We start from the raw sequence: 22,796 nt of genomic DNA, 5'->3' as shown, positions 1-22,796 counted from the left end.
TCAGTCCTCGGGCTCAGTCCTGGGTCTCAGTCGTCAGGCTCAGTCCTGGGTCTCAGTCCTCGGGCTCGGTGGCGCCCGGGACGGTCAGCACCCTGCGGGCCAGGGCGTGACCCGCCTCGACGTGCGCGACGAGGTCACCGCCCCCGCCCTGCAGGGAGGCGAGGAAGCCCGCGTTGAAGGCGTCCCCCGCCCCAGTGAGGTCAGCGACGGCCTCGACCGGCTCGACGGGCACCGTGGCGGCCAGGCGCCCGCCGGCAAAGACCCGGGTGGCCTGGGCCCCGTTGCGGGCCAGGAGGGTGGTTCCGGGCAGCCGGGCGAGCAGCGGACCGGGCTCGTCGCCGTCGGCCAGGCCCAGGACGAGCGCCTCGTCCCGGTTGGCGGAGATGATCTCCGGGCCGAGGTCCTCGACCGCGGCGGTCACGACCTCAGCCCCCAGCTCCTCGACAAGGCCCACGCTGGAGACGTCGAGGCTCACCCTCCCGCCGTGGGCGTGCACCCGCCGGGCGGCGTCGAGCACCGCGCGGTGGGCCGAGTCGGTCAGCAGGGAGTAGGCCGTCAGGTGCAGCAGGTCGACGTCGGCCAGCAGGTCGGGGTCGAGCGGCTCGAGCATGCCGGAGGCTCCGCGGGAGGGGAACATCGTGCGCTCCCCCTGCAGGTCGATGAGCACGACGATGGTCCCGGTGGTCCCGCGGACCTGGTTGCGCACCTCGACGCCGCGGCCCTCCAGGTCCCGGGTCAGGACGAGCCCGGCCAGGTCGTCCCCGACGCAGCCGATGAAGCGCGTCGGGGTGCGCGGGCCGGCGAACGCGGCGACGTTGGCCGCCGAGCCCCCGCGCCGGATGTGGATCTGCGAGCGGGTGTCGGTGGCCGGCCTGACCTCCTCGAGCTGCCAGACGACGACGTCCTGGACGATGTCCCCGATGACGGCCAGCATCACCGCGCTTCCCCGGAGGCGGACCGGGCCGCCAGGGCGCCGGCGACGGCCGAGGCGAGGCGCACGTTGTTGCGGTACAGGGCGACGTTGGCGTCGAGGCTGCGCCCCTCGGTGGCCACGCGGATGTAGTCGAGGAGGTAGGGGGTCGTGGCCTGGCCCGAGATGCCGTCGCGCTCGGCGTCGGCCCACGCGCGCTCCAGGATGGCGTCGAAGCCCTCGGTGTCGAGCTGCTCGTCGACGGGGACCGGGTTGGCCAGGTTGATGCCCGCCTCGATCCCCAGGGCGCGCTGGGTGACCAGGAGCTCGGCGGCCTGCTCGGGGGTGTCGACGCGCTGGTTGACGGTGTAGCCCGAGTCGGCCACGTAGAAGCCGGGGTAGCTGTTCGTCCGGTAGCCCACGACCGGCACGCTCAGGGTCTCGAAGCGCTCGAGGGTCGCCCCGATGTCGAGGATCGCCTTGGCGCCCGAGGACACGAGGATGAAGGAGGTCTTGGCCAGGGCCACGAGGTCGGCGGACTCGTCGAAGGTGGTCGAGGCGCCGTGGTGGACGCCGCCCAGGCCGCCGGTGGCGAAGACGTCGATGCCCACCCGGTTGGCGAGGTAGGCGGTGGCGGCGATCGTCGTCCCGGCGCTCAGGCCGTGCACGCGGGCGTAGGCCAGCTCGCGGATCGACGCCTTGAGCAGCCCGTCGGAGCCGGCGAGCTCCTCGATCTCATCCGGGCTCAGGCCGACGACCGCCTGACCGTGGAAGACGCCGATCGTGGCGGGCACGGCGCCGTTCTCGCGGGCGATGGCCTCCCCCTCAAGGGCGACCTCGAGGTTGCGGGGGCGGGGCAGGCCGTGGGTGAAGATCGTCGATTCCAGGGCCACGACCGGGCGGCCATCCTCCAGCGCGGAGAGGACCTCGTCGCTGACGCGGATGGGCTGGGTGACCATGGTGGTGCTCCTTCGTGCTCGGCAGTGCTCGGGGTGGTGCCAGGTCCGGCGGGGGTGGTGCCGGTTCTGTCGGCGCCCAACATAGACGAGCCCGCCCCACCCCGCGAGATCGGGACTTATGACACCCCGAGATCGGGGGAAGTGACACCCCGAGATCGGGGGAAATGACATCCCGAGATCGGGACATCTGGCACCTCAGCGACGACCCACGCCTCCGCAGGCACTCAGACCAGCCCAGCCTCATAGGCGGCGATGACGAGCTGGGCGCGGTCGCGCGCCCCCAGCCGTGCGAGCAGCGCGGTGATGTGGGTGCGGCAGGTCGCTCGGGTGATCCCCAGCTCGACCTCGATCTCGGCGTTGGATCGCCCCCTGGCGATCAGCCGCAGCACATCGGTCTGGCGCGGGGTGAGCCCCTCGATCCCACCGCCATGGCGCCCCTGGGGCACCGGGCTGATGATCCGGGCGAGCACCTGAGGGCTGAGCAGCGACTGGCCGGCGTGCACGGTGCGCACCGCGTCGACGACAGCCTGGGGATCGGCGTCCTTGAGCAGGAAGCCTGCGGCCCCGGCGCGCAGGGCTCCCAGCACGTACTCGTCGACCTCGAACATGGTGAGCACGAGCACGCGCGTGTCCGGCAGGGCGGCGCGGATGAGCCTGGTCGCCTCGATGCCGTCGGTCACCGGCATGCGGATGTCGGACAGGACGACGTCGGGGCGAAGCCGCATGGCCAGCCTCACGGCCTCGGCGCCGTCGGCTGCCTGGCCGACGACCTCCAGGTCGGGCTCGGCGTCGAGCAGAGCCGCCAGGGAGGCGCGCAGCAGCGCCTGGTCCTCGGCCACGATCACCCGCACCGGCCCGCTCATCGCGCAGCCCCCGACTCCAGGGGGATCCGTGCGCTCAGCCGGTAGCCCCGGGCGCGGGCGCCGTCAGCCCCGGCCCCCGGAGCCCCCGCGAGGCCCTCGAGGCCGCCGCCCTCCCCGCACGGGCCTGCGCGCAGTCGGGCCCCCGCGGCCCGGAGCCGCTCGTCCAGCGCCGCCAGCCCGGTCCCCGTCCCGGGTTGAGGGACCCAGCCGGGGGCGGGACCGTCGTCGAGCACCTCGACCTGCAGCGCCTCGCCGTCGGCCTGCACGACGACGTCGACCCCCACCGGCCCGGCGTGGCGGGCGACGTTGGCCAGCCCCTCACGGACCACCGCGAGGGCGAGCGCGCCGGCGGCGGCGTCCGCGGCACCGGGATCGACCCTCGTGCGGACCTCGAGGCCCAGGTCGCGGGCGCCGGCCGCGGCACTGGCCACGGCCTCGGCCAGCGGCGGCGCACCAAGCACAGGCTCGGGCGCAGGGTCCTGGCCTCGCAGAACCGCGAGCATCGAGCGCAGCTCCGCGGTGGCGGCGCGGGAGGTCTCCTCGACCTCGGCCAGGGCGGTGCGCAGGCCGGCCTCGTCACTGTCCAGGCGCTGGGCGACGGCGGCGCGGACGGTGATCGCCCCGAGGCCGCCGGAGACGAGGTCGTGCAGGTCGCGGGCGATCGCCAGGCGGTCCTCGGCCACCGCCGCACGGGCAGCCTGCTCGGTCAGGGCCGCCTCGTAGGCGATCCGGTCGCGTCGACGCAACCAGATGAGGGCCGACACGAGGACGACGAGGAGTACCCACGCCGGCACGTGGACCCACGCAGCCGGCACCGGCCCCGGTGAGATCCCGACCAGGAGGAGGATGGCCAGGCCGAGGACCGTCGCCGTCCAACGGGCGCGGGCGCGGGCGCGGGAGCGGGCAGCAGCGGGCACGCCCAGCAGTCTACGGACGGGGCCGGGAGCCCTCATCGGACCAGGGTTCGAGAGCCCTGGGTCCGATGCGCGCGGCACACGGTCGTCTGCGACGCCGATGCGGACCCCGAAGCACCGCTCGAGCCTTGTCCCATGAACAACGACCCCATCGTCGCCGGTGAGGCGCCCACGCCCACCCGCCGCACGCGGGCCCGCTCGATCCGCACGCGGGCCCGCTCCAGCCGCGGCGCTCCCGCCCTGGCCTCCCGGCGTCCCGCCGTCCTCCGGGCGCTGCACGCCGAGGCGCTCAAGCTCGCCGGGACCCCCGGTGCCTGGGGCGGGGCGGCCCTGGCCGTGACCCTGCCCGTGGCCCTCGAGCTGTTGAACACCCGGGGCATGGCCGCCCAGCTGGCCGCCGACCCCGACTCCTACCTGTACGAGCTGCTCCCCGACATGGGGTTCATGGACGCGATCTTCGGGGTCGTGGGCGTCGTGGTCATCGGCGCGGTCAGCGTGGCCGGGGAGTACACCCCCACCGCCCAGAGCCTCGGATCGGCCCGGCGTGTGAGCACGGCCCTGCTCGTCGAGCCCCGACGAGGGGTGACGATGACCGCCAAGGTGCTCGTCGTCCTGGGGGCGACGGCGGTGCTGGCCGCGCTGGCCTGCACGCTCACCTTCACGGTGACTGCCAGGGCCCTGGGCGAGTGGTCGCCGTCGTTCTGGCCCGTGCCCTGGGGGCGCGTGGCTGGGCTCTCCGCGTGGTGGGCGCTCAACGCTCTGGGGGCCATGGCCCTGGCCTCGCTGACCCGTGGCGCGCTCGTGCCCCTGGCGTGGGGGCTGACGACCAGCTCCCTGGTCTCCCCCGGGCTCCTGCTGTCCAGGGTCACCGACCTGGCCGCCTACCTGCCTGACTCCGCGGCCTTCGGGCTGACCATGACCGACTACGACGCCCCCATGCTGTCGACCGGCAGGACGTGGGCGGTGCTGGCCGCCTGGGGCCTGGTTGCACTCGTCCTCGTGGCGGTCCCGTGGACGAGGAGGGACGCATGAGCGCCGGGGCAAGCCGGCGGGTGCAGGACCCCGGGGCCTCGGAGCCCAGTCTCCTGGCCGGCGTCCGGCCCCCTCGCGAGGCCGAGGGCAGCAGGGGGCGGGGAGCAGGGGCCGACGACGGCCGGACCGGCTCCCGGCGCGTCGGGTCTTCGAGGGACGGGCTCCCGGGAGACTGGACCCCGGGAGACGGGAGCCCAGGGGACGGGAGCCCAGGGGACGGACCCCCGGGGGCCGGGGCCCCGGCGCACCGACCCCGAGGTCACGACGTCGTTCTCCGGGCAGCCTTCGTCGCCGGCTACGTCTGCGTCTTCCTGCTCAAGCTGCCCACGCTCTGGGTACCCGAGGGGCAGCGTCACGGACTGACCATGACGGCCTACGTCGTGCTCTTCGTCCTGGGCGTGCTCGGCTGGCGCACCGAGCTGGTGGACCGCTTCCGGCAGGTCGTGGCCCGCAAGCGCCGGGCCCTGGCGACGCTGGGTCTCGGTTTCCTTCTGATCATCGTGGTCGAGACCGCTGGCGGTCTGGCCGCGCAGTGGCTGTCGGAGGTCGTGCCGGGTGGGCGAGCCGGACTGGTCAACGACTCCAACGTCATGGCGGTCGTCGACCGCTACCCGCCCTGGGTGATCGTGGCCGTGCTCGCGGTCGCGGGGCCGATCGTCGAGGAGCTGTTCTTCCGTCAGCTCCTGCTCACGGGCGTCGCGCGGTTCTCCCGCCCCTGGGTGGGCCTCCTCGTCTCAAGCGTCTTGTTCGGCACGCTGCACATGAGCTCCCTCCATGCCTCGGAGTGGATCGGCGTGATCCCTCACGCCTGCTTCGGGCTGGCCCTCGGTGTCGTCTTCCTGCGCACGCGCCGCAACCTCGTCTTCCCCGCGACACTTCACGTCCTCAACAACCTGAGCGCCGTCCTCCCGATGATCTGAGGGCGAGCGCGGACGGAGCCGTGCGCCCGGACCGGCGGGCGGGCGTGGAGGGTAGGAGGGCGGGCCGGCAGGCGGGCGCCCGGACCGGCGGGCGGGCGTGGAGGGTAGGAGGGCGGGCCGGCAGGCGGGCGCCCGGACCGGCGGGCGGTCGAGGCGGGCGGGCCGCAGCCAGGACCTCACGGCAGATGCCAGCCCCGGCAGCCGCAGACAGAGACCGGCGCCCGGACCGGCGGGTAGGCGGGCGGGCCGAGGGGCAGCCCACCCGCCTGCCCGACGCGCCTTGCAACCGACCGCCAGGGCCGCGCCTCCGAGACCGGAGACCACACGACTGGAAGGCCCTCATCCCCCGCCTCGCTGACCGCCGCGCCTCCGAGACCGGAGACCACACGCCCCCGCTCAGCACCGCCAGGTGCTGGCAGGCGCAGGTTCAGGCACCCCAAGCGCTCGTGATGCACATCACACACCAGCGCCCGGCAGGACCCTCGCGTTCGAATCGTTGAGATTCCGCGAATCGGGCTCCTGGGCGACGACGCCCACAGCGCCCCCACCTGGCAATGATGTGCATCGTGCCCCTCGGTGCACATCAAAGCATGACCAGACTGGTACAAAACGATCATTCAAGGGCGGAACTGCGGGAGGCGACTCCAATCGACGAGGTAGTTCTTGTGTCAACTACTTTGTGGGGCTACCGACCTGAGTCCGCGCATAGGCCCCACCGCCCTCTCAGCCCGCCGGCGACCGGCCGCGACCGAGGACGGAGCCGCGCACTGCGAGGAGAACGCCCCCCATCCCGACGATCTGAGCGCACCGACCCGACCCGCCTCCCAGCGGAGCCCCCCTCCCGTGCGGACAACCCCAGCGGAGCCCCCCTCCCGTGCGGACAACCCCAGCGGAGCCCCCCTCCCGTGCGGACAACCCCAGCGGAGCCCCGTCCCCGAGCGGTGCCTCGGACCAGGGTCCGACGGACGCAGGTCCGAGCCCCACGACCCCTGTCACCCGCGGCGCCGATGCACGGCTCGCAGCCACCCCGCAGACTCCCGAGCATGATCACCATCGAGAACATGACAAAGCGCCACGGGTCCCGCACGGTGCTCCACGACATCAGCCTCAAGGCCCTGGCCGGCCGAGTCACCGGCTTCGTGGGCCCCAACGGCGCCGGCAAGTCCTCCACCCTGCGCTGCCTGCTCGGCCTGGACCGGATCGACTCCGGATCCGCCCTGTTCGACGGACGTCCCTACCGCGAGCTGCGCCACCCGCTGCGCACAGTCGGGGCGGTCCTCGACGGAGCCGGCGCCCACCCCTCGTCCACCGGACGCGGCCACCTGCGATGGGTGGCTGCTGGGACGGGTCTGCCGCGGCGCCGGGTCGATGAGGTCCTCGAGCTCGTCGGCCTGACCGAGGCGGCCGGGCGGCGCGTGCGCACCTACTCCCTGGGCATGGGCCAGCGCCTGGGGCTGGCCGCCGCCCTCCTGGGCGACCCGGAGGTCCTCGTCCTTGACGAGCCCGTCAACGGCCTCGACCCCGGCGGCATCCGGTGGATGCGCGACCTCATGCGGAGCCGAGCCCGCGCAGGCGGAACCGTGCTCGTCTCGAGCCACGTGCTGGCTGAGCTGGCCGAGGTGGCCGATGACGTCGTCGTCATCGCCGAGGGGCGGATCCGCGCCGCGGGAACACTGACGGAGGTCGCCCGGGGACACGCCGACCTCGAGGAGGCGTTCTTCTCACTCACAGCACCTGCGGGACGGGCGTCATGAACGCGGCGCGCACCGCGGGCACCAGCGCGCCGGCCTCCTCAGGGGCCTCCGGCCCCAGCGGGACCAGCGAGATCGGCGGTGTCCGTGACGCATGCGACACCCACGCAACCGGCGACGCCGGCTCCCGGACCCCTGAGCCCCCTCCCGTCCGCACCGGACGGGCCCTGAGCGAGGGGCCCGTGCGCCTGGGCGGTGGCGTGCGCCGTCGTGACGGCCGTGGCGTGGATGAGGCGAGACGCATGATCCTGCGTCATCCGCTTCCGTGGGCCGTGCGCGCCGAGGCGCTCAAGGCCGCCGACCTGCCGGCTCTGCGCTGGACGGCCGCCCTCACCGCGGCGGCCTCGGCGCTCATGCTCGTCGTGCTGCACAGCTCCGGTTCGGAGCCGGCCGCCTCGAACCAGGCGCAGCAGGACCCGACCGCGGCCGTCCAGGCCGCCGGCTACGGTTTCGACGCGGTGGCCTGGACCTGGACCACCCTCGTCCAGATCGGATTCCTCGTCGCAGGGCTCCTGCTCACCACGGGCGAGCACACGAGCACCGTGGGGCGGACCACCCTGCTCGTGGTGCCCAGGAGAGGGGCGGTCTGGGCGGCGCGCCTGACCGTGCTCGTTCTGCTCGCGACTGCGGCGGCGGCGCTTCTCGTCGCGACCGGGCTGGTCACCTGCCCCGAGGCGACGACCCGCGAGTCGGTGGCGGCGGCCGGGCGCACAGCCGTGTGGCTCGTGGCCGCCGCAGTCATGGCCGGGGGCGCGGGGGCGGCGCTGCGCCAGACGCTCGGTGCGGCCACCGTCGTCCTCGTGCTGGTCGTCGTGGCCCCCGTGGCGGCGGACCTTCTGGGCGACGCCGCGACCTGGCTGCCGGGTCCGGCCGCCCGGGCCTGGGTGCGCGAGGCGTCGTGGGCCGACGGCGCGGTCGTGCTGGCATGGACGGCGGCGGCCATGACGGCAGGGGGTCTGCGTGTGGTCCGCACCGATGCCTGAGCCGTGCGCGCGGGCCCGCCCATCTCGAGGCGCCATGTGTCCCGATCTCGCGGCCTGAGCCGTGGACGCGCGGGGCCGGGGCGCGGCAGAGCTTCTCGGCGGTCGCGGTCGGGTCCGGCCACCGGGGCGGCGCCTGAGGAGCCTGGCGATGATCCTCCTCTGACTGGTCAAGCCCGACCACCGGAGCCCGCCCGGGCCCTCCGCCGACCCGACGCATCAGGCGGCCCGGTAGGTGAACTCCTCCCAGCCCAGGGCCTCGATGGCCTCGGCGAGGCGCTCGCACTCGGCGTCCCACCCGGGAACGGTCACGGCGAAGGTCCCGCTCGTGCCCGTGGCGCGCGCCTGCTGGAGGGCGAAGGATCGCGCTCCCGCGGCGTGCGCACGGCGGGCGACCTCGAGCGCGTCGGCCGCCGTCACGTCACCGGGAACGACCGTCGTGCGCACCTCGAAGGCCGGCCCGCCCCGGGCGCGCGCGTCGACGAGGACGTCCAGGGCCTGCCACGCCTTGGCGCCGCCGGGGGCTCCGACGACCGCCTCATAGTGCTCGGGCAGCGCCTTGAGGTCGAGGCCCACCCAGTCGAGCAGCCCGCGCGCCACGAGGTCGCGCAGCCTTCCCGGGAAGCAGCCGGCAGTGTGCACCCCGACGGCGAAGCCCTCCGCCCTGACCTCGGCGGCGGCATCGGCGAGGGCGTCCTGGCGCAGCGCCTCCCCGCCGGTGAACACGACGCCGTCGAGCAGACCCCGGCGGCGCGCCAGCAGGTCGCGCACCTCCCACCAGTCGACGAGGCCGGGCACCCGCGTGGGGATGAGGGCGCGGTTGTGGCAGTAGAAGCAGTTCCAGGGGCACCCCTGGCAAAAGACGGTGGCGACGAGCCGCCCCGGCCAGTCGACCGTCGACAGGGGGACGAGCCCGGCGATGACGAGGTCCTCGGCCGGGCGGTCGCCGGGGGACGGCGCGGCCGGCGCGGGACCTCGGGGCGCAGGCCTGACGGGCTCAGGCGCGCGAGCCCCGGGGGCCTCAAGCCGGTGGGCATCGAGCCCGGGGGCCTCGATCTCGGGCTCGTGGTCGCGGTCAGGCGCGCTTGGCGCGCGGGCTCCGGGCACCCGCGCGGCCGGCGCGCCTCCCGGCGCGGCCCGGCCGGTCTCCTGGCCTCCCGGCACGGCCCGCCCGGCCTCCTCGCCTCCCGGCACCGCCCGGCCGGCCTCCCGGCCACCCAGCACCGCCCGGCCGGCCTCCCGGCCACCCAGCACCGCCCGGCCGGCCTCCCGGCCACCCAGCACCGCCCGCCCGGCCTCCCGGCCACCCAGCACCGCCCACCCGGCCTCCCGGCCACCCAGCACCGCCCACCCGGTCTCCTGGCCTCCCGGCACGGCCCGCCCGGTCTCCTGGCCTCCCGGCGCCGCCCGCCCGGTCTCCTGGCCTCCCGGCGCCGCCCGCCGGACCTTCCCGTCCCTCCCGCTCGCCCGACCGACCTCGCGGATCATGGCTCGGGTGTCACGCCCGCGCGGGGGCGAGGCGTGAGACGGCGTCGCCGTGGGAGCGTGCGGCGTCCTCGGTGAACATCGTGCGCTCGGCGTACTCGCCCTTCTTGCCGATGTTGAAGGACTCCACCGGGCGGAAGTAGCCCATGACTCGGGTCCACACCTCGCAGGCGACGGGGTCGGCCTCGGGGTGCAGCGCCGCGCACTTCTCGCAGGTCGTGTGCTCCCCGGGCAGGTATCCGTGGGTCGGGCAGACGGAGAAGGTCGGGGTGATCGTGATGTAGGGGGTGCGGAAGGCCGTGAGCGAGCGGCGCACGAGCTCCTTGCAGGCCCGGGCAGAGGAGACGCGCTCGTTCATGTAGAGGTGGAGGACCGTGCCGCCGGTGTACTTGGTCTGGAGCTCCTCCTGCATCTCCTGGGCCTCGAAGGGGTCGTCGGTGTAGCCCACGGGCAGCTGGGAGGAGTTCGTGTAGTACGGGTTGGTGTCGGTGCCGGCCTGGAGGATGCCGGGGAAGCGCTTGCGGTCCTCCTTGGCGAAGCGGTACGTGGTGCCCTCGGCGGGGGTGGCCTCCAGGTTGTAGAGGTGCCCGGTCTCCTCCTGGAAGCGCACCATCGTGTCGCGCACGTGGTCCAGGACGCGGGCGCACAGGTCGTGGCCGCGCGGGTCGGTCAGGTCGTAGTCGTCGTGGGTGAAGTTGCGGACCATCTCGTTCATGCCGTTGACGCCCAGGGTGGAGAAGTGGTTCTCCAGGGTGCCCAGCCAGCGCTTGGTGAAGGGGAACAGCCCGGCGTCGATGTGGTGCTGGATGACGGCGCGCTTGAGCTCGAGGGTGGTCATGCCCAGCTCGAGGAGCCGGTCGAGGGCCTCGAGAAGACCGGCCTCGTCGCCGGGGTGGAGGTAGCCCAGGCGAGCCATGTTGACGGTGACCACGCCGACCGACCCGGTCTGCTCGGCAGAGCCGAACAGGCCGTTGCCGCGCTTGAGCAGCTCGCGCAGGTCGAGCTGGAGGCGGCAGCACATCGAGCGGATCATGCCGGGGTCGAGCTCGGAGTTGATGAAGTTCTGAAAGTAGGGCAGGCCGTACTTCGCGGTCATGGCGAACAGGCGGTCAGCCCCCTCGGAGTCCCAGTCGAAGTCCTTGGTGATGTTGTAGGTGGGGATCGGGAAGGTGAAGACCCGACCCTCGGCGTCTCCCTCGGTCATGACCTCCATGAAGGCCCGGTTGATGAGGGCCATCTCTGCCTCGAGGTCGCCGTAGGTGAAGTCGCACAGCTCGTCGCCGATGAGCGGGTGCTCGTCGGCGAGGTCGGCGGGGCAGGTCCAGTCGAAGGTGAGGTTGGTGAAGGGCGTCTGGGTGCCCCAGCGCGAGGGGACGTTGAGGTTGAAGATGAGCTCCTGCATGCACTGGAGGACCTGCTCGTAGGTCATCGAGTCCAGGCGCACGAAGGGGGCCATGTAGGTGTCGAAGGAGGAGAAGGCCTGGGCGCCGGCCCACTCGTTCTGAAGCGTCCCCAGGAAGTTGACGATCTGGCCGACCGCTGAGGAGAAGTGCTTGGGCGGAGCCGAGGAGATCTTGCCCGGGACGCCGCCCAGGCCCTGCTGGAGGAGGTTCTTGAGGGACCACCCGGCGCAGTAGCCGGCGAACATGTCCAGGTCGTGGATGTGGATGTCCCCCGCGCGGTGGGCCTCGCCGGCGGCCTGGGGGTAGACCTGGCTGAGCCAGTAGTTGGCCACGACCTTGCCCGAGGTGTTGAGCATCATCCCGCCCAGGGAGTAGCCCTGGTTGGCGTTGGCGTTGACGCGCCAGTCCGAGCGGTCGAGGTACTCGGTGATGGTGGAGACGGCGTCGATCGTGGGGCGCGAGCCGTGGGCGACAGCGGAGTCGGCCGAGCCCCGGGCGACGAGCTCAGGGTGGGCAGCAGCAAGATGGGCGGCGGTCGGCGCGGCGGTTACGGCGTCAGGCGTGCGGTCGGACACGGCAGTCTCCGGTGGGTCGTGGGTGGTCGTCAGGGGCGGCGCCGACGTCCGAGCCACGGCGCGAGCGACGGTGCCGAGCCTGACCCTACTCCGAAAGGACACCCATGTAACACACCATCTGGGGGCTGATGTTCCGAGGAACCACAACATCTTGTGGTCGTCGCAGTACTTCTCGACACCATAGGGATCAGTTTTCGGCGCGATCTCGCGGGTTGCGCGACCGAGTGACGAGGCTCACATCCGATCTGTTGGGACTGGATCACCGGCGTGTCCCGGAGCAGCCACGGCTGCCCCGTCTGGTGGCCGCCACGGGCGGCGCCCACCTCGCACCCAGGACCGCTCGGCACCTCGTCCTCGAGACGTCGTACCCGGGACTTCTCGACGCGTCGCACCCTGACCCCTCAGCACCTCGAACCCGAGCCCCTCGACGCGTCACACCGGCCGGGCGCGCGTCACGCCCCCTCCCCGTCCGACCGGCGACGCGATCGCCCCGACCAGGGGCGCCGCGGCGCGGGGGCGACACGTGATGATGGGGCCAGCGAGGGCACGTGTGTCCAAATCTGCGGCAAACTGGTTTCCTCGCCGAGGAAGGGCACACACGAACCGCATGATTCCGCGGTTTCTCATCTCGGCCCGGACCCAGTGACATGCTTTTGCGGCAGATTTGGACACTCAGGGCCCCTGACAGGGACACCACAGGCCCTGGACCGGGCCCCTCGACGCATCACACCGGCCGGGCTACCCCGACCCCTGGCCGGGCCACGGCGTCCCCCGGGCCGGGCCCCGACCGTCCACCCCTTCCCCAGGCCGGGCCACGGCGACCCCCGGACCGGACCACCCCACCCCTCGCGCAGGCTGCGCGCACGAGGCAACACGAACGGTCTCGGCGGCGGCTCACGCATCCCGCGGCGGCCGCCGCCAGCAGCCGTCGGCCCCCGAGGAGCACGCCCCGTCTACGATGGGTTGATGGGGGCCAGCGCCGAGATCAGTACCGAGACCAGCGCCGAGGGACAGTTGCGTCGCGACCACAGCGCTGCGGCGCGGGGCCTGGAGGCCCACCAGCGCGTCTACGCCATCGGCTCCTACCACTACAACTGGCACCCCGCCCTCGAGCTGCTCGCGGTGACCACCGGCGAGATCGAGCTGTGCGTGGCCGGGAGGATCGAGCGCTTCTCCCCCGGGGACGTCGTGGCGATCAACTCCAACGACGGTCACGCCACCCTGGCCACTCAGCCCCGCTCCACGGTGCTGCTCCTCCACGTCGAGGCGGCCTACCTCGCCTCCTTCACCGGCAGCGGCAGCGTGCCCCGATTCGGGTGCCGCTCCACGGAGCAGACGCGCCGCGAGCCGGCCTTCACCCGCCTGCGCGCCCTCATGGCTCGCATGATGCTCATGAGCGACCGCCACGGGCCGGGAGCGACTGCGGCCTGGGAGTCGGGGCTGCTCGCGGTCGTCTCGACGCTCTTCGACCACTTCCTTCTGCCCGGTCAGCCCGGCCCCACCCAGACGGAGGGACACCGCGCCCTGGAACGGGCGGTGGCTCACGTCGACGAGCACTTTCGTGAGCGCCTCACCCTGGAGCACGTGGCCCGCAAGGTCGGCTTCAGCGCCGGCTACCTCTCGCAGATCTTCCCCCAGCAGGTCGGGATGACCTTCTCGCAGTACCTGACCCGGGTGCGCCTGCGCCACGCCACCCGCGAGCTGGGCGAGAGCCCGAACCGCATCGCCACCATCGCCCTCGACAACGGCTTCCCCGACGTCAAGGCCTTCAACACCGCCTTCCGTCGCACCTTCGGCCGCACGCCCTCGGCGTACAGGCGCCTGCTGACCGAGGACACCCGCGCCGCCGACTCTGTGTTCCATCAGCGCTACGTGTCCCGGAGCGACCACGAGGTCATGCGGGTCCTGCGCGGCTGGGCAGCCCAGGACGCCGCAGGCGGGGCGGAGGAGCCCTGCGCCACGGCGGCGCTGCTGGCGCGCCCGACGCCTCTGGAGGAGGCGGTCGAGCTCGCCCGGGCGCTGAGCGCCCGCCTCGAGGAGATGACCGGGTCCGAGCGCTGAGCGTGAAAGCGCGCCGACCGGGCAAGCCGGCGCATCCGGCGGGTGATCCCGCTAGTACGGGGGCCAGCTCGCCACCCACCCCGCGGCAAGCCGGCGCGTCCGGCGGGTGATCTGGTAGCGGGACCCGGACGCCCACCGGCCCCGCGGCAAGCCTGCGCGTCCGGGGGTGATCCCGCGAGTACGGGGGCCAGCTCGCCACCCGCTCCGGCAAGCCTGCGCGTCCGGCGGGTGATCCCCTCGCCAGCAGGCCGGACCGACCACGCGCCCGGGCCGCCGACCGCCGCCGCCACCGGGCACCAGGCGACTGTCCCGAGTGGGTGATTCTCAAGGTCACGCGGGCCCCCGTCGACCCGTCGCCGCGCCGCCGGGCGCCCGACAGCCCCGGCACGGCGCGGATCTCCCCGCCCCTCCGATCGGGCGCTCCTCCAGGTCGGCGCGTCCCTTCAGCCCCTGTCCTCAGCGGCCACCCACGCACCAGGGCTGCCGCTCCCGCCGGACTATCGGATAGATCCACCTCGGCTATCGACGGAGGCTGGGAGGCACAGCGATCACAGCACGCTCAAGGAGGACCGCCGTGACCACCGCAGACCTCGACACGCACGACGCGCAGCCCGGCACCGTCGCCGGCGCCCGCCAGAGCGCCGGCTCACTGGCCGAGCTGACCGACGTCGTCGCCCGCTTCACCGCCCTCATCTCCCGGCGCCTGCCCGACGACGTGACCGCCCGGCTCAAGGAGCTGGCGGAGGAGGAGACCAACCCGATGGCGACCATGATCTACCAGACCATGGAGCGCAACCAGCTGCTAGCCGAGGACCTCAAGCGGCCCTCGTGCCAGGACACCGGGCTCGTGCAGATCTTCGTCAACGTCGGCTCCCGCTTCCCCCACACCGAGGGACTTGCCGAGGCGCTCAAGGAGGCGGTCGCCCAGGCCACCCGGCTCGCCCCGCTGCGCCACAACACGGTGGAGACCTTCGACGAGGTCAACACGGGCACGAACGTGGGCTCGAAGTCGCCGTGGATCTACTGGAACGTCGTCGAGGGCTCCGACGAGCTGACCCTTCACGTCTACCTGGCCGGAGGCGGCTGCACGCTGCCGGGCCAGGGCCGCACCCTCATGCCCGGTGAGGGGTACGAGGCGGCGATGGAGTTCGTCCTCGACGTCATGACCTCCTACGGGCTCAACGCCTGCCCGCCGCTGCTGGTCGGGGTGGGGATCGGCTCGTCGATCGACGCAGCCGCCTTCATGTCCAAGCTGGCGCTCATGCGCCCGGTGGGCAGCCACTCGGCGCACCCGAAGGTCGCCGAGCTCGAGACCGCCCTGCGCGAGGCCATCGACTCCATCGGCCTGGGCCCCCAGGGGCTCGGGGGGAGCCGCTCGACCATGGGCGTGGCGATCGAGAACGCCGCCCGGCACCCCTCGGTCCTGTCGGTGGCGGTCAACACCGGCTGCTGGTCGCACCGGCGCGGCACGATCCGCTTCGACCGCGACCTGGGGTACGAGCTCGTCACCCACCAGGGGGTCCGGCTGTGAGCACCGCGGCGCCCCTGCAAACCACCGGCCCCGCCGACACGAGCCGGCCACCCCGACCCACCGACCAGAGCGAGGAGACCACCGTGGCCCAGGACGCCGCCACCGCCCATGAGCACGAGACCGCCTCGGCCGAGCGCTCCCACCGCATCACCCTGACCACCCCCATCAGCCGCCAGGACGTCGAGGACATCCGGGTGGGCGACGTCGTCTTCCTCGACGGGCACATCACGACCTGCCGCGACGTCGCCCACCGCCGGGTCATCGAGTACGGCCGCCAGCTGCCTGTCGACATCCGCGACGGAGCCATCCTGCACGCCGGGCCGATCATCCGCGCCCTGGACGAGGACCGCTTCGAGGTCGTCTCGGTAGGACCCACCACCTCGATGCGCATGGAGAAGTTCGAGGAGGAGTTCATCGCCCGCACCGGGGTGCGCCTCATCGTCGGCAAGGGCGGCATGGGCCCGGGCACGCAGGCGGGCTGCCGCGAGCACGGCGCGCTGCACTGCGTCTTCCCGGCCGGCAACGCCGTCGTCGCGGCCACGCAGGTCGAGCGGGTTGAGGGGGCCCAGTGGCGCGACCTGGGCATGCCCGAGACCCTGTGGACCTTCCGCGTCAGGCAGTTCGGGCCGCTCATCGTGTCCATCGACGCCCAGGGCAACAACCTCTTCGAGCAGCAGAAGGTCATCTACAACGAGCGCAAGGCGGAGGCCCTGGCCACCCTGCGGCAGAAGGTCAGGTACATCCGGTGAGCACCGCCGACACCGCGTCCTCCGCCGACACGAGGCAGGCGCCCGTCGCCCGTCGGGAGACCCGGCCGTGGGCCCTGGGCCTGGCGCTCGTCGTGGGCGTGGGCCTGTGGCTCGTGCCGACCCCCTCGGGCCTGGCACCCGAGGCGTGGCACCTGTTCGCCATCTTCCTGGCGACCATCGTCGGGATCATCGCCAAGGCCGCCCCGATGGGGGCGCTGTCGATCATCGCCATGGCGGTGTGCGCCGCCACCGGGGTGCTCGCCCCCGACGGGGACTCGGGCGACAAGGTCTCGGCGGCCCTGTCGGGCTTCTCCAACGGGACGATCTGGCTCATCGTGTCGGCCTTCTTCGCCGCGCGCGCGGTCATCAGCTCGGGGCTCGGGGAGCGCCTGGCCTACCTGTTCGTCAAGGTCTTCGGGCGCTCGACGCTGGGACTCGCCTACGGGCTGGGGCTGGCCGACCTCGTCACCTCCCCAGCCATCCCCTCCAACACCGCGCGCAGCGGCTACATCTACCCGGTCATGATGTCGGTGTCCTCGGCCTTCGGGTCCACGCCGCAGGACCCGGGCACGCACCGGCGCCTGGGCACCTATCTGGCGCTGAGCACCTACAACCTCAACCTGGCCGTCTCGGTCATCTTCTTCACCGGGGCGGCGCCCAACGCGATGTCCTCCCGGCTCGCCCAGGACGCCGGGGTCAGCGTCGACTGGCCCGGATGGCTGGCGGCGGCGGTCGTGCCCGGGATGGTGGGGGTGGTGGCGGTGCCGCTCGTCGTCTACGCGCTCAACCGGCCCGAGGTGCGCCGTACCCCCGACGCCTCGGCGATGGCCTCGCGCGAGCTGGCGCGCCTGGGTCCCGTGACCCGCCAGGAGTGGACCACCCTGGCCGTCTTCGTGGGCATGATCGGGCTGTGGGTGATGGGCGACTCGCTCATGAGCGCCACGACGGTCGCGCTCCTGGGGCTGGGGGCGCTGCTCCTGACCGGGGCGCTGACGTGGGAGCAGATGAAGTCCGAGCGCGCCGCCTGGGACACCCTGACCTGGTTCGCGGCGCTGGTCATGATGGGCTCCTTCCTCAACGAGCTGGGCTTCATCGGGTGGTTGGGGGACAACGTCGGCTCGGCGATGGGTGGCCTGGGGTCCTTCGCCGCCTTCGCGGCGCTGACCGGGGTGTACGCGCTGTCGCACTACCTGTTCGCCTCGGGCACGGCTCACACCGCCTCGATGTTCGCCGTGTTCCTCGGGGTGGGGCTGGCGCTCGGCCTGCCGGGGGTGCCGCTGACGGTGCTCCTCGGGGCGATCCCCACGCTCATGGGCTGCCTGACCCACTACGGCAACGGTCCGGCGCCGCTGTACTTCGGCTCGGGCTACGTCGAGCTGAGGACGTGGTGGGGTACCGGGCTCGTGCTGGGGCTCGTCCACATGGCAATCTGGTTGGCGATCGGGCCGCTGTGGTGGAGGGTTATCGGGGTGTGGTGAGCCGCGGGGCGGGGCGGGTGCCCGCTGCTGGGGCTCGGCCCCGGGGGTCGGCCCCGGGGGTCGGCCCCGGGGCTCTACGCGGGGCGGGCCCGGGGGTCGGCCCCGGAGGGTTGGGACCGGGGCTGGGCCCGGGGGGCGGCCCCGGAGGGCGGCCCCGGAGGGTCGGGACCGGGGCTGGGATGTTCATGCGCGCACCCGCCGAGCCCGCGTCTGTCAGCGCCCCGGTAGGGGCTGTCAGCGCCCCGGTAGGCCCGGGTGCGGGGTCGTCGGCGCAGAGGCTGCGCATGCGGTCCTCAGAGGGCCACGAGAGCCCCACCACGGGCGCCCGCGAGGCGGCTGGTGTCCAGATCTGCCGCAAACTCGCGGGAGCCTGACAACCACCTCGATCACAGCGGCGGAATCATGCGGATCTACTCAACCGACAAAGACTCCTCCACAGATTTTGCGGCAGATCTGGACACCTTCCAGCGGTCGAGGGCCCTGCGGACCTCCGCGACGACCTGATGTGCGTACACCTCCCTGCGCGTGAAGCGCAGGGGCAGGTAGCCACGGGCGAGGAGCTGGCGGTCTCGCCAGCGGTCGAGGCCGAACTGGTACTCATCGCTGTGGTAGGTATAGCCGTCGAGCTCCACGACGATCCGGCCGCCGACGACCAGGTCCACCTCACCGACCCCCTCGATATCGACACCGTCCTCGAAGCCCATGCCCGCGTCCTCGAGGTCGAGGCGCGCAAGGGTCTCCAGCGGCGAGCGCGCAGCCCTGCTGGCCCGGTCCAGCCGGGCGCGGGCGCGGGCAGAACCGTATCCGTGCAGGAGGGCGCGAATCTGCTCGGGGGTCACGATCTCGGCGTGAAGAGCAGCGTCCAGCGCGACGATCGGGGACTCCGGGCTGGCGTGGCACCGCAGGTAGCGCGCCAGGGCGTCGGCCAGGGGCTCCACCGGCTCGGAGGTGGGCGAGGGTCTGGGCAGGCGCCGGTCGACGTGGAGCACCTCGCCGTCCAGGGCGGCGAAGCGCCCGGAGTCCGGGACGACGAGATGGATGTGGTCGTGCCGGTCGACAACGGGAAGGCCGTGGTACTCCATGGCCTTGCCGCAGGTGAGGAGTCCCCCGTGGACGCGGGCCAGGACGAGGGCGCGGTCGGTTCCGGGAAGGCTGACGACCCCGTGCTCGCCCGCGGCGAGATGCCCCGCCTCGATAAGCGCGGCGACGTGACGGCGCTGGGTCCGTGTCAGGCCGAGGTCCCGCAGGCGTACTGCGCCATAGCAACCTCGGACGGTGTCGAGGAGGTCGTCATGCATACGGCCATTGGAGTTCCCGGCGTGAGCGCCCGCAAGCAGCCCCGTCGAACCCTGTGGACAGGCGGTGCACGAAGCGCACCTGTGGACACAGGTCGGCCACCGAGCGGCCCTTGAGACCGGGACCCCGACAGGCGGGCGGCTCGGCCGCGGCCAAGCGGACCGGCCTCCCGCGCCCCTGGCCCCCGGAGCGGTCGAGGCCGCCCGAAGCCCCGCGCGGGCCGGCGCCACCGACCCCACGCATCCGCATCTCGCCGCGCTCAGGAGTCCTCCGGCGTACCACTGAACCGGTCGGCCAAGACGGTCATGTCTCCCCGCGGTGGGCGGATCTGGAGTAGCCTTGAGACACCTGGGAGGTGGTGACATATCCCGGGGATGTCCCTGCTATGACCTGATCTCCGCTGGTGGTGGTCTGATGTCCTGCTCCTTGATGCGGATAGCCCGCTTTCGGCGGCTGGTGAGCGCTCTCGTGTGCACGCTGGTCCTCGTGGCGGCCGCGGGGACGGCGGGCTGCTCTGACTCAGGAGCCGACTCGGCCAGCCCCGCACCGACGGCTCGCTCCACTGCTTCAAGCCCAACTGCCTCAAGCTCCGCTGCCTCAAGCACGGCGACCGCCCGATCGACTCCGGCAGCAGGCTCCTCCGGTCAGGCGTCAGCCGAGGCATCGGAGTCCGGCGCCCCCTCACAGGTGCCGTCCCTGTCCGCAGAGGAGCAGGCCTCACGCGACGCAGCCCTGGCCACCCCCGAGCCGACCAGGCTCGAGGGGATGGACGAGAACTCTCCCTACGGCGCCTCGCAAGTAGCGGCCTACTTCTTGAACCTCTACCCGTACGCCTACGCCACCGGCGACCTGACCGCCTGGAAGGAGATAAGCGGGGACGAGTGCATCTTCTGCAACTCAGTCATCGCAAACGTCACTGAGGTGCACAGCGGAGGGGGTTGGTCGGAGCACTGGCAGCAAGAGCTCGCCGTAATTTCCTACGGCACCGATCCTGCGGACCCATCACGACTCGTCATCGAGATACACATATCCACCCCCGATCGCATGGCCTATGAGGGAACTCCGATCATGGGCCGTAGAATATCCGGAGGGGAAACAACTATTCTCGTCCAGGTCTACTGGAAAGGCGACCACTGGATTGTCGAGGAAGGGGATGTCCAATGAACGGTGGTGCCGCAATCTCCTATGACAGCGGCCTGATGTCCTGCTCCTTGATGCGGATAGCCCGCTGTCGGCGGCTGGTGAGCGCTCTCGTGTGCGCGCTGGTCCTCGTGGCGGCCGCGGGCGTGGGGGGCTGCTCCGACTCAGGAGCCGACTCGGCCAGCCCCGCACCGACGGCTCGCTCCACTGCTTCAAGCCCAACTGCCTCAAGCTCCGCCGCCTCAAGCACGGCGACCGCCCCATCGACTCCGGCAGCAGGCTCCTCCGGTCAGGCGTCAGCCGAGGCATCGGAGTCCGGCACCCCCTCACAGGTGCCGTCCCTGTCTGCAGAGGAGCAGGCGTCACGCGACGCAGCCCTGGCCACCCCCGAGCCCAGCCGCCCGGTAGGCATGGACGAGCAGTCACCGGCCGGAGCGGCAGCGACCGCAAGCTACTTCCTGAATTTATTTCCTTATGCGTTCGCCACCGGAGATCTGACGACCTGGAAGGAGATGAGCGAGGACGACTGCATCTTCTGCAACTCCGTCATCGATGATGTCGACGCACTCCATAACAGCGGTGGATGGTCGGATATGTGGACCCAAGAGGTATTCATACTTTCTTATGGCGCCGATCCGGCCGATCCCAACAGACTAGTTGTGACGTTGCACCTCACCGCTCCGGAGCACGTGGCGCACCGCGGCCGACCCAGCGAAGCATTCACCGTTGACGCACAAGACGTCACAATCAAGATCCAGCTCTACTGGCACGGAGACCGCTGGATCGTCGAAGAGGGAGAAATCATCGAGGGAGGAGAGGGGCGGTGAATGGCGGCGCGGCAATCTCCTATGGCGGCGGCCTGATATACCGGCCCTTGATGCGTACGACCCTTTGCTGGCGGCGGGCGAGCGCTCTCGTGTGCGCGCTGGTCCTGGCGGCGACAGCAGGGACGGCGGGCTGCTCTGGCTCAGGAGCCGACTCGGCCAGCCCCTCGCCGACAGCTCGATCCTCAGCCTCGGGCACTGCCACAACCTCATCGACCCCAGCGGCGAGCGCCTCCGGTCAGGCGTCGGCCCAGACCCCCGAGTCCGGCGCCCCCTCGTGGGTACCACCCTTGTCCTCGCAGCAGCAGGCGTCCTACGACGCGGCGATGGCCACCCCCGAGCCCAGCCGCCCGGTAGGCATGGACGAGCAGTCTCCGTCCGGAGCGGCAGCGACCGCAATCCACTTCCTGAGTTTGTACCCGTACGCCTACACAACCGGCGACCTGACCACCTGGAAGGAGATGAGCGAGGACGACTGCATCTTCTGCAACTCCGTCATCACCAACGTCACCGACCTCCACGCAAACGGCGGATGGTCCGACATGTGGCCTCTCGAGATCATGGTGCTGACTCACGGAGCCGACCCCGCCGACCCCAACAGGCTCGTGATCAAGACCCACATCACAGCCCCCGCTCACACAGCGCACCGCGGCCGACCCAGCGAAGCATTCACCGTTGACGCACAAGACGTGATCGTCCGCATCCAACTCTACTGGCACGGCGACAGATGGATCGTCGAGGAAGGAGAAGTCACAGAGCAAACCACGGAAGGAGAGGACAAGTGAATCTCACGCGGGTCCCTGCTGCCGGGGCCCTGATCGCACCGGCACTCATAGCGCCGATCGCGCCTGCGCACAGCGGGCCGCAGGGCGACCACGTCACCAGGCCGCTGCGCCACTGGGTTGTCGTACGGGCAGGCGGAGGCTCGCGTGACACACGGGTCCGGAGACGGTTATCCACAGGCTCGGGTGAGGTCTGGCGCACGTGGGGGTGGCTGGGGTAGTGTTGGGTTGTCTGAGATGCGATGGCGTGTCTCGGGCGCGTCCCTGTTCTGGTCTGATCTCCGATGGCGGTGGTCTGATGTCCTGGTTCATGACACGACTGGCTCGTTCCCGACGGCACATGGGGGCTCTCGCGTGCACGCTAGTCCTCGTGGCGGCAGCGGGCGTGGGGGGCTGCTCCGACTCCGGAGCCGACTCGGCTACCCCCGCACCGACGGCCCGCTCCTCGGCCTCGGGCACTGCCACGATCTCATCGACCCCAGCGGCGAGCGCCTCCGGTCAGGCCTCAGCCCAGGCCTCCGAGAGTCTGCCCGCGTGGGTGCCACCCCTATCCTCGGAGGAGCAGGCCTCGCGTGATGCTGCACTGGCGATGCCTGAACCTGCGCGTATAGACGGGATGGATGAGAATTCTCCAGAAGGTGCTGCAGCAGCCGCCACCTATTTCTTGTCCCTATATCCATATATTTATGCAACCGGCGACCTGACTGCTTGGGATGAAATGAGTGGCGAAGATTGCGTCTACTGCGCCTCGGTGAGGGATAATGTTGTCGCCATACATGCCGATGGAGGCTGGTCCGACCCATGGCAGGCGGAGATCGTGCTCAACTCGTGCGCCGTCGACCTGGCAGACTCTAACAGATACGTTGTCACGACCTCGGTTTCCACCCCTGCTTATGTTGGATATAGTGGAGTTCCGGTTGCGCCATCGTCGATCCCTGCAGATCAGTCGACCGCCCGGGTGCAAGTCTACTGGAAAGATGGGCGATGGATCGTCGAAGAGGGGGAAGTTCAATGAAACTCGCGCGTCTCGGCGGCGTCGTTGTTGCGGCGATTACACTCACTTTCACATACTTTGTCTGCAAACCTCCAGCGATAGGAGCCCCGCAGAGCGGAGACTTTAGCTTCTCGGGCAGCGGTGGCGAT

19 protein-coding genes are annotated in these 22,796 nt (G+C 71.8%); 12 read left to right on the top strand and 7 right to left on the bottom strand.

Annotated elements, in window-relative coordinates:
* Positions 1-52: 52 nt before the first annotated feature.
* The 4 genes from EL245_RS09940 to EL245_RS09925 all read right to left on the bottom strand — a co-directional run bounded on the left by EL245_RS09940 (position 53) and on the right by EL245_RS09925 (position 3,649).
* On the bottom strand, positions 53-934 hold the full coding sequence (locus tag EL245_RS09940; protein WP_126382993.1) for a carbohydrate kinase family protein: 882 nt from the start codon (positions 932-934) through the stop codon (positions 53-55).
* Complete coding sequence (locus EL245_RS09935; RefSeq protein WP_126382992.1) at positions 934-1,869, bottom strand: pseudouridine-5'-phosphate glycosidase; 936 nt, start codon at positions 1,867-1,869, stop codon at positions 934-936. The genes EL245_RS09940 and EL245_RS09935 overlap by 1 nt, the downstream gene beginning before the upstream one ends.
* 224 nt (positions 1,870-2,093) lie before the next feature.
* Positions 2,094-2,732, bottom strand: coding sequence for a response regulator (locus EL245_RS09930; RefSeq protein WP_126382991.1), 639 nt, complete (start codon positions 2,730-2,732; stop codon positions 2,094-2,096).
* Complete coding sequence (locus tag EL245_RS09925; RefSeq protein WP_161512801.1) at positions 2,729-3,649, bottom strand: sensor histidine kinase; 921 nt, start codon at positions 3,647-3,649, stop codon at positions 2,729-2,731. The genes EL245_RS09930 and EL245_RS09925 overlap by 4 nt, the downstream gene beginning before the upstream one ends.
* 132 nt (positions 3,650-3,781) lie before the next feature.
* Between EL245_RS09925 and EL245_RS09920 the strand changes: the two genes are divergently transcribed.
* From EL245_RS09920 to EL245_RS09905, 4 genes are all read left to right on the top strand, one after another.
* Positions 3,782-4,678 (top strand): ABC transporter, encoded by an 897-nt coding sequence (locus EL245_RS09920; RefSeq protein WP_126382989.1) that lies wholly within the window; start codon positions 3,782-3,784, stop codon positions 4,676-4,678.
* A gap of 365 nt (positions 4,679-5,043) precedes the next feature.
* Positions 5,044-5,598 carry a CPBP family intramembrane glutamic endopeptidase gene (locus tag EL245_RS13260; RefSeq protein WP_164719469.1) on the top strand — a complete coding sequence of 185 codons (555 nt, stop codon included), beginning with the start codon at positions 5,044-5,046 and terminating at the stop codon, positions 5,596-5,598.
* A 1,043-nt stretch (positions 5,599-6,641) separates the two neighbouring features.
* Entirely contained in the window at positions 6,642-7,352 is a 711-nt protein-coding gene (locus EL245_RS09910) for an ABC transporter ATP-binding protein (RefSeq protein ID WP_126382987.1), read from the top strand.
* Positions 7,349-8,332 (top strand): cupin, encoded by a 984-nt coding sequence (locus tag EL245_RS09905; protein ID WP_126382986.1) that lies wholly within the window; start codon positions 7,349-7,351, stop codon positions 8,330-8,332. Before EL245_RS09910 ends, EL245_RS09905 begins: the two co-directional genes overlap by 4 nt.
* A 216-nt stretch (positions 8,333-8,548) precedes the next feature.
* Here the strand turns inward: EL245_RS09905 and EL245_RS09900 are convergent, their stop codons facing one another.
* A complete protein-coding gene (locus EL245_RS09900; RefSeq protein ID WP_232009947.1) occupies positions 8,549-9,250 on the bottom strand; it encodes an anaerobic ribonucleoside-triphosphate reductase activating protein in 702 nt (233 codons plus the stop codon).
* 577 nt (positions 9,251-9,827) lie between these two features.
* The gene (locus EL245_RS09895) at positions 9,828-11,792 is read right to left on the bottom strand and encodes a ribonucleoside triphosphate reductase (protein WP_126382985.1); all 1,965 of its coding nucleotides are present in this window, start codon (positions 11,790-11,792) and stop codon (positions 9,828-9,830) included.
* Positions 11,793-12,758: 966 nt separating this feature from the next.
* Here EL245_RS09895 and EL245_RS09890 point away from each other — a divergent pair.
* From EL245_RS09890 to EL245_RS09875, 4 genes are all read left to right on the top strand, one after another.
* A complete protein-coding gene (locus EL245_RS09890; protein ID WP_126382984.1) occupies positions 12,759-13,853 on the top strand; it encodes an AraC family transcriptional regulator in 1,095 nt (364 codons plus the stop codon).
* A 574-nt stretch (positions 13,854-14,427) separates the two neighbouring features.
* A complete protein-coding gene (gene ttdA / locus EL245_RS09885) occupies positions 14,428-15,384 on the top strand; it encodes a L(+)-tartrate dehydratase subunit alpha (protein WP_164719468.1) in 957 nt (318 codons plus the stop codon).
* Between the two features lie 83 nt (positions 15,385-15,467).
* Positions 15,468-16,133: a L(+)-tartrate dehydratase subunit beta gene (gene ttdB, locus EL245_RS09880; RefSeq protein WP_126382982.1), complete on the top strand. Its 666-nt coding sequence runs from the start codon at positions 15,468-15,470 to the stop codon at positions 16,131-16,133.
* Positions 16,130-17,611 (top strand): DASS family sodium-coupled anion symporter, encoded by a 1,482-nt coding sequence (locus EL245_RS09875; protein ID WP_126382981.1) that lies wholly within the window; start codon positions 16,130-16,132, stop codon positions 17,609-17,611. The genes ttdB and EL245_RS09875 overlap by 4 nt, the downstream gene beginning before the upstream one ends.
* A gap of 410 nt (positions 17,612-18,021) precedes the next feature.
* Here EL245_RS09875 and EL245_RS09870 read toward each other — a convergent pair whose 3' ends face one another.
* Complete coding sequence (locus EL245_RS09870) at positions 18,022-18,909, bottom strand: endonuclease domain-containing protein (RefSeq protein WP_126382980.1); 888 nt, start codon at positions 18,907-18,909, stop codon at positions 18,022-18,024.
* Positions 18,910-19,321: 412 nt separating this feature from the next.
* On the opposite strand from EL245_RS09870, the gene EL245_RS13885 reads away from it, so the two are divergent.
* The 4 genes from EL245_RS13885 to EL245_RS09850 all read left to right on the top strand — a co-directional run bounded on the left by EL245_RS13885 (position 19,322) and on the right by EL245_RS09850 (position 22,668).
* Positions 19,322-20,071 carry a DUF6318 family protein gene (locus EL245_RS13885; RefSeq protein ID WP_331852809.1) on the top strand — a complete coding sequence of 250 codons (750 nt, stop codon included), beginning with the start codon at positions 19,322-19,324 and terminating at the stop codon, positions 20,069-20,071.
* On the top strand, positions 20,068-20,874 hold the full coding sequence (locus EL245_RS13880; RefSeq protein WP_331852808.1) for a DUF6318 family protein: 807 nt from the start codon (positions 20,068-20,070) through the stop codon (positions 20,872-20,874). Before EL245_RS13885 ends, EL245_RS13880 begins: the two co-directional genes overlap by 4 nt.
* Positions 20,875-21,197: 323 nt before the next feature.
* Positions 21,198-21,656 carry a DUF6318 family protein gene (locus EL245_RS09855; RefSeq protein ID WP_126382977.1) on the top strand — a complete coding sequence of 153 codons (459 nt, stop codon included), beginning with the start codon at positions 21,198-21,200 and terminating at the stop codon, positions 21,654-21,656.
* Between the two features lie 586 nt (positions 21,657-22,242).
* On the top strand, positions 22,243-22,668 hold the full coding sequence (locus EL245_RS09850) for a DUF6318 family protein (protein WP_126382976.1): 426 nt from the start codon (positions 22,243-22,245) through the stop codon (positions 22,666-22,668).
* The last annotated feature ends 128 nt before the right edge of the window (positions 22,669-22,796 follow it).

This window comes from Actinomyces howellii (assembly GCF_900637165.1).
GTDB classification, from domain to species: Bacteria; Actinomycetota; Actinomycetes; order Actinomycetales; family Actinomycetaceae; genus Actinomyces; species Actinomyces howellii.
The sequence above is the reverse complement of the archived record's forward strand: the minus strand, read 5'-3'. Positions and strand labels throughout refer to the sequence as shown.

Coding starts and splice junctions, on each gene's coding strand:
- EL245_RS09940 (WP_126382993.1), bottom strand. CDS start 934: ATGCTGGCCGTCATCGGGGACATCGTCCAGGACGTCGTCGTCTGGCAG.
- EL245_RS09935 (WP_126382992.1), bottom strand. CDS start 1,869: ATGGTCACCCAGCCCATCCGCGTCAGCGACGAGGTCCTCTCCGCGCTG.
- EL245_RS09930 (WP_126382991.1), bottom strand. CDS start 2,732: ATGAGCGGGCCGGTGCGGGTGATCGTGGCCGAGGACCAGGCGCTGCTG.
- EL245_RS09920 (WP_126382989.1), top strand. CDS start 3,782: ATGAACAACGACCCCATCGTCGCCGGTGAGGCGCCCACGCCCACCCGC.
- EL245_RS13260 (WP_164719469.1), top strand. CDS start 5,044: ATGACGGCCTACGTCGTGCTCTTCGTCCTGGGCGTGCTCGGCTGGCGC.
- EL245_RS09910 (WP_126382987.1), top strand. CDS start 6,642: ATGATCACCATCGAGAACATGACAAAGCGCCACGGGTCCCGCACGGTG.
- EL245_RS09905 (WP_126382986.1), top strand. CDS start 7,349: ATGAACGCGGCGCGCACCGCGGGCACCAGCGCGCCGGCCTCCTCAGGG.
- EL245_RS09890 (WP_126382984.1), top strand. CDS start 12,759: ATGGGGGCCAGCGCCGAGATCAGTACCGAGACCAGCGCCGAGGGACAG.
- EL245_RS09870 (WP_126382980.1), bottom strand. CDS start 18,909: ATGCATGACGACCTCCTCGACACCGTCCGAGGTTGCTATGGCGCAGTA.
- EL245_RS13885 (WP_331852809.1), top strand. CDS start 19,322: ATGTCCTGCTCCTTGATGCGGATAGCCCGCTTTCGGCGGCTGGTGAGC.
- EL245_RS13880 (WP_331852808.1), top strand. CDS start 20,068: ATGAACGGTGGTGCCGCAATCTCCTATGACAGCGGCCTGATGTCCTGC.
- EL245_RS09855 (WP_126382977.1), top strand. CDS start 21,198: ATGGCCACCCCCGAGCCCAGCCGCCCGGTAGGCATGGACGAGCAGTCT.
- EL245_RS09850 (WP_126382976.1), top strand. CDS start 22,243: ATGCCTGAACCTGCGCGTATAGACGGGATGGATGAGAATTCTCCAGAA.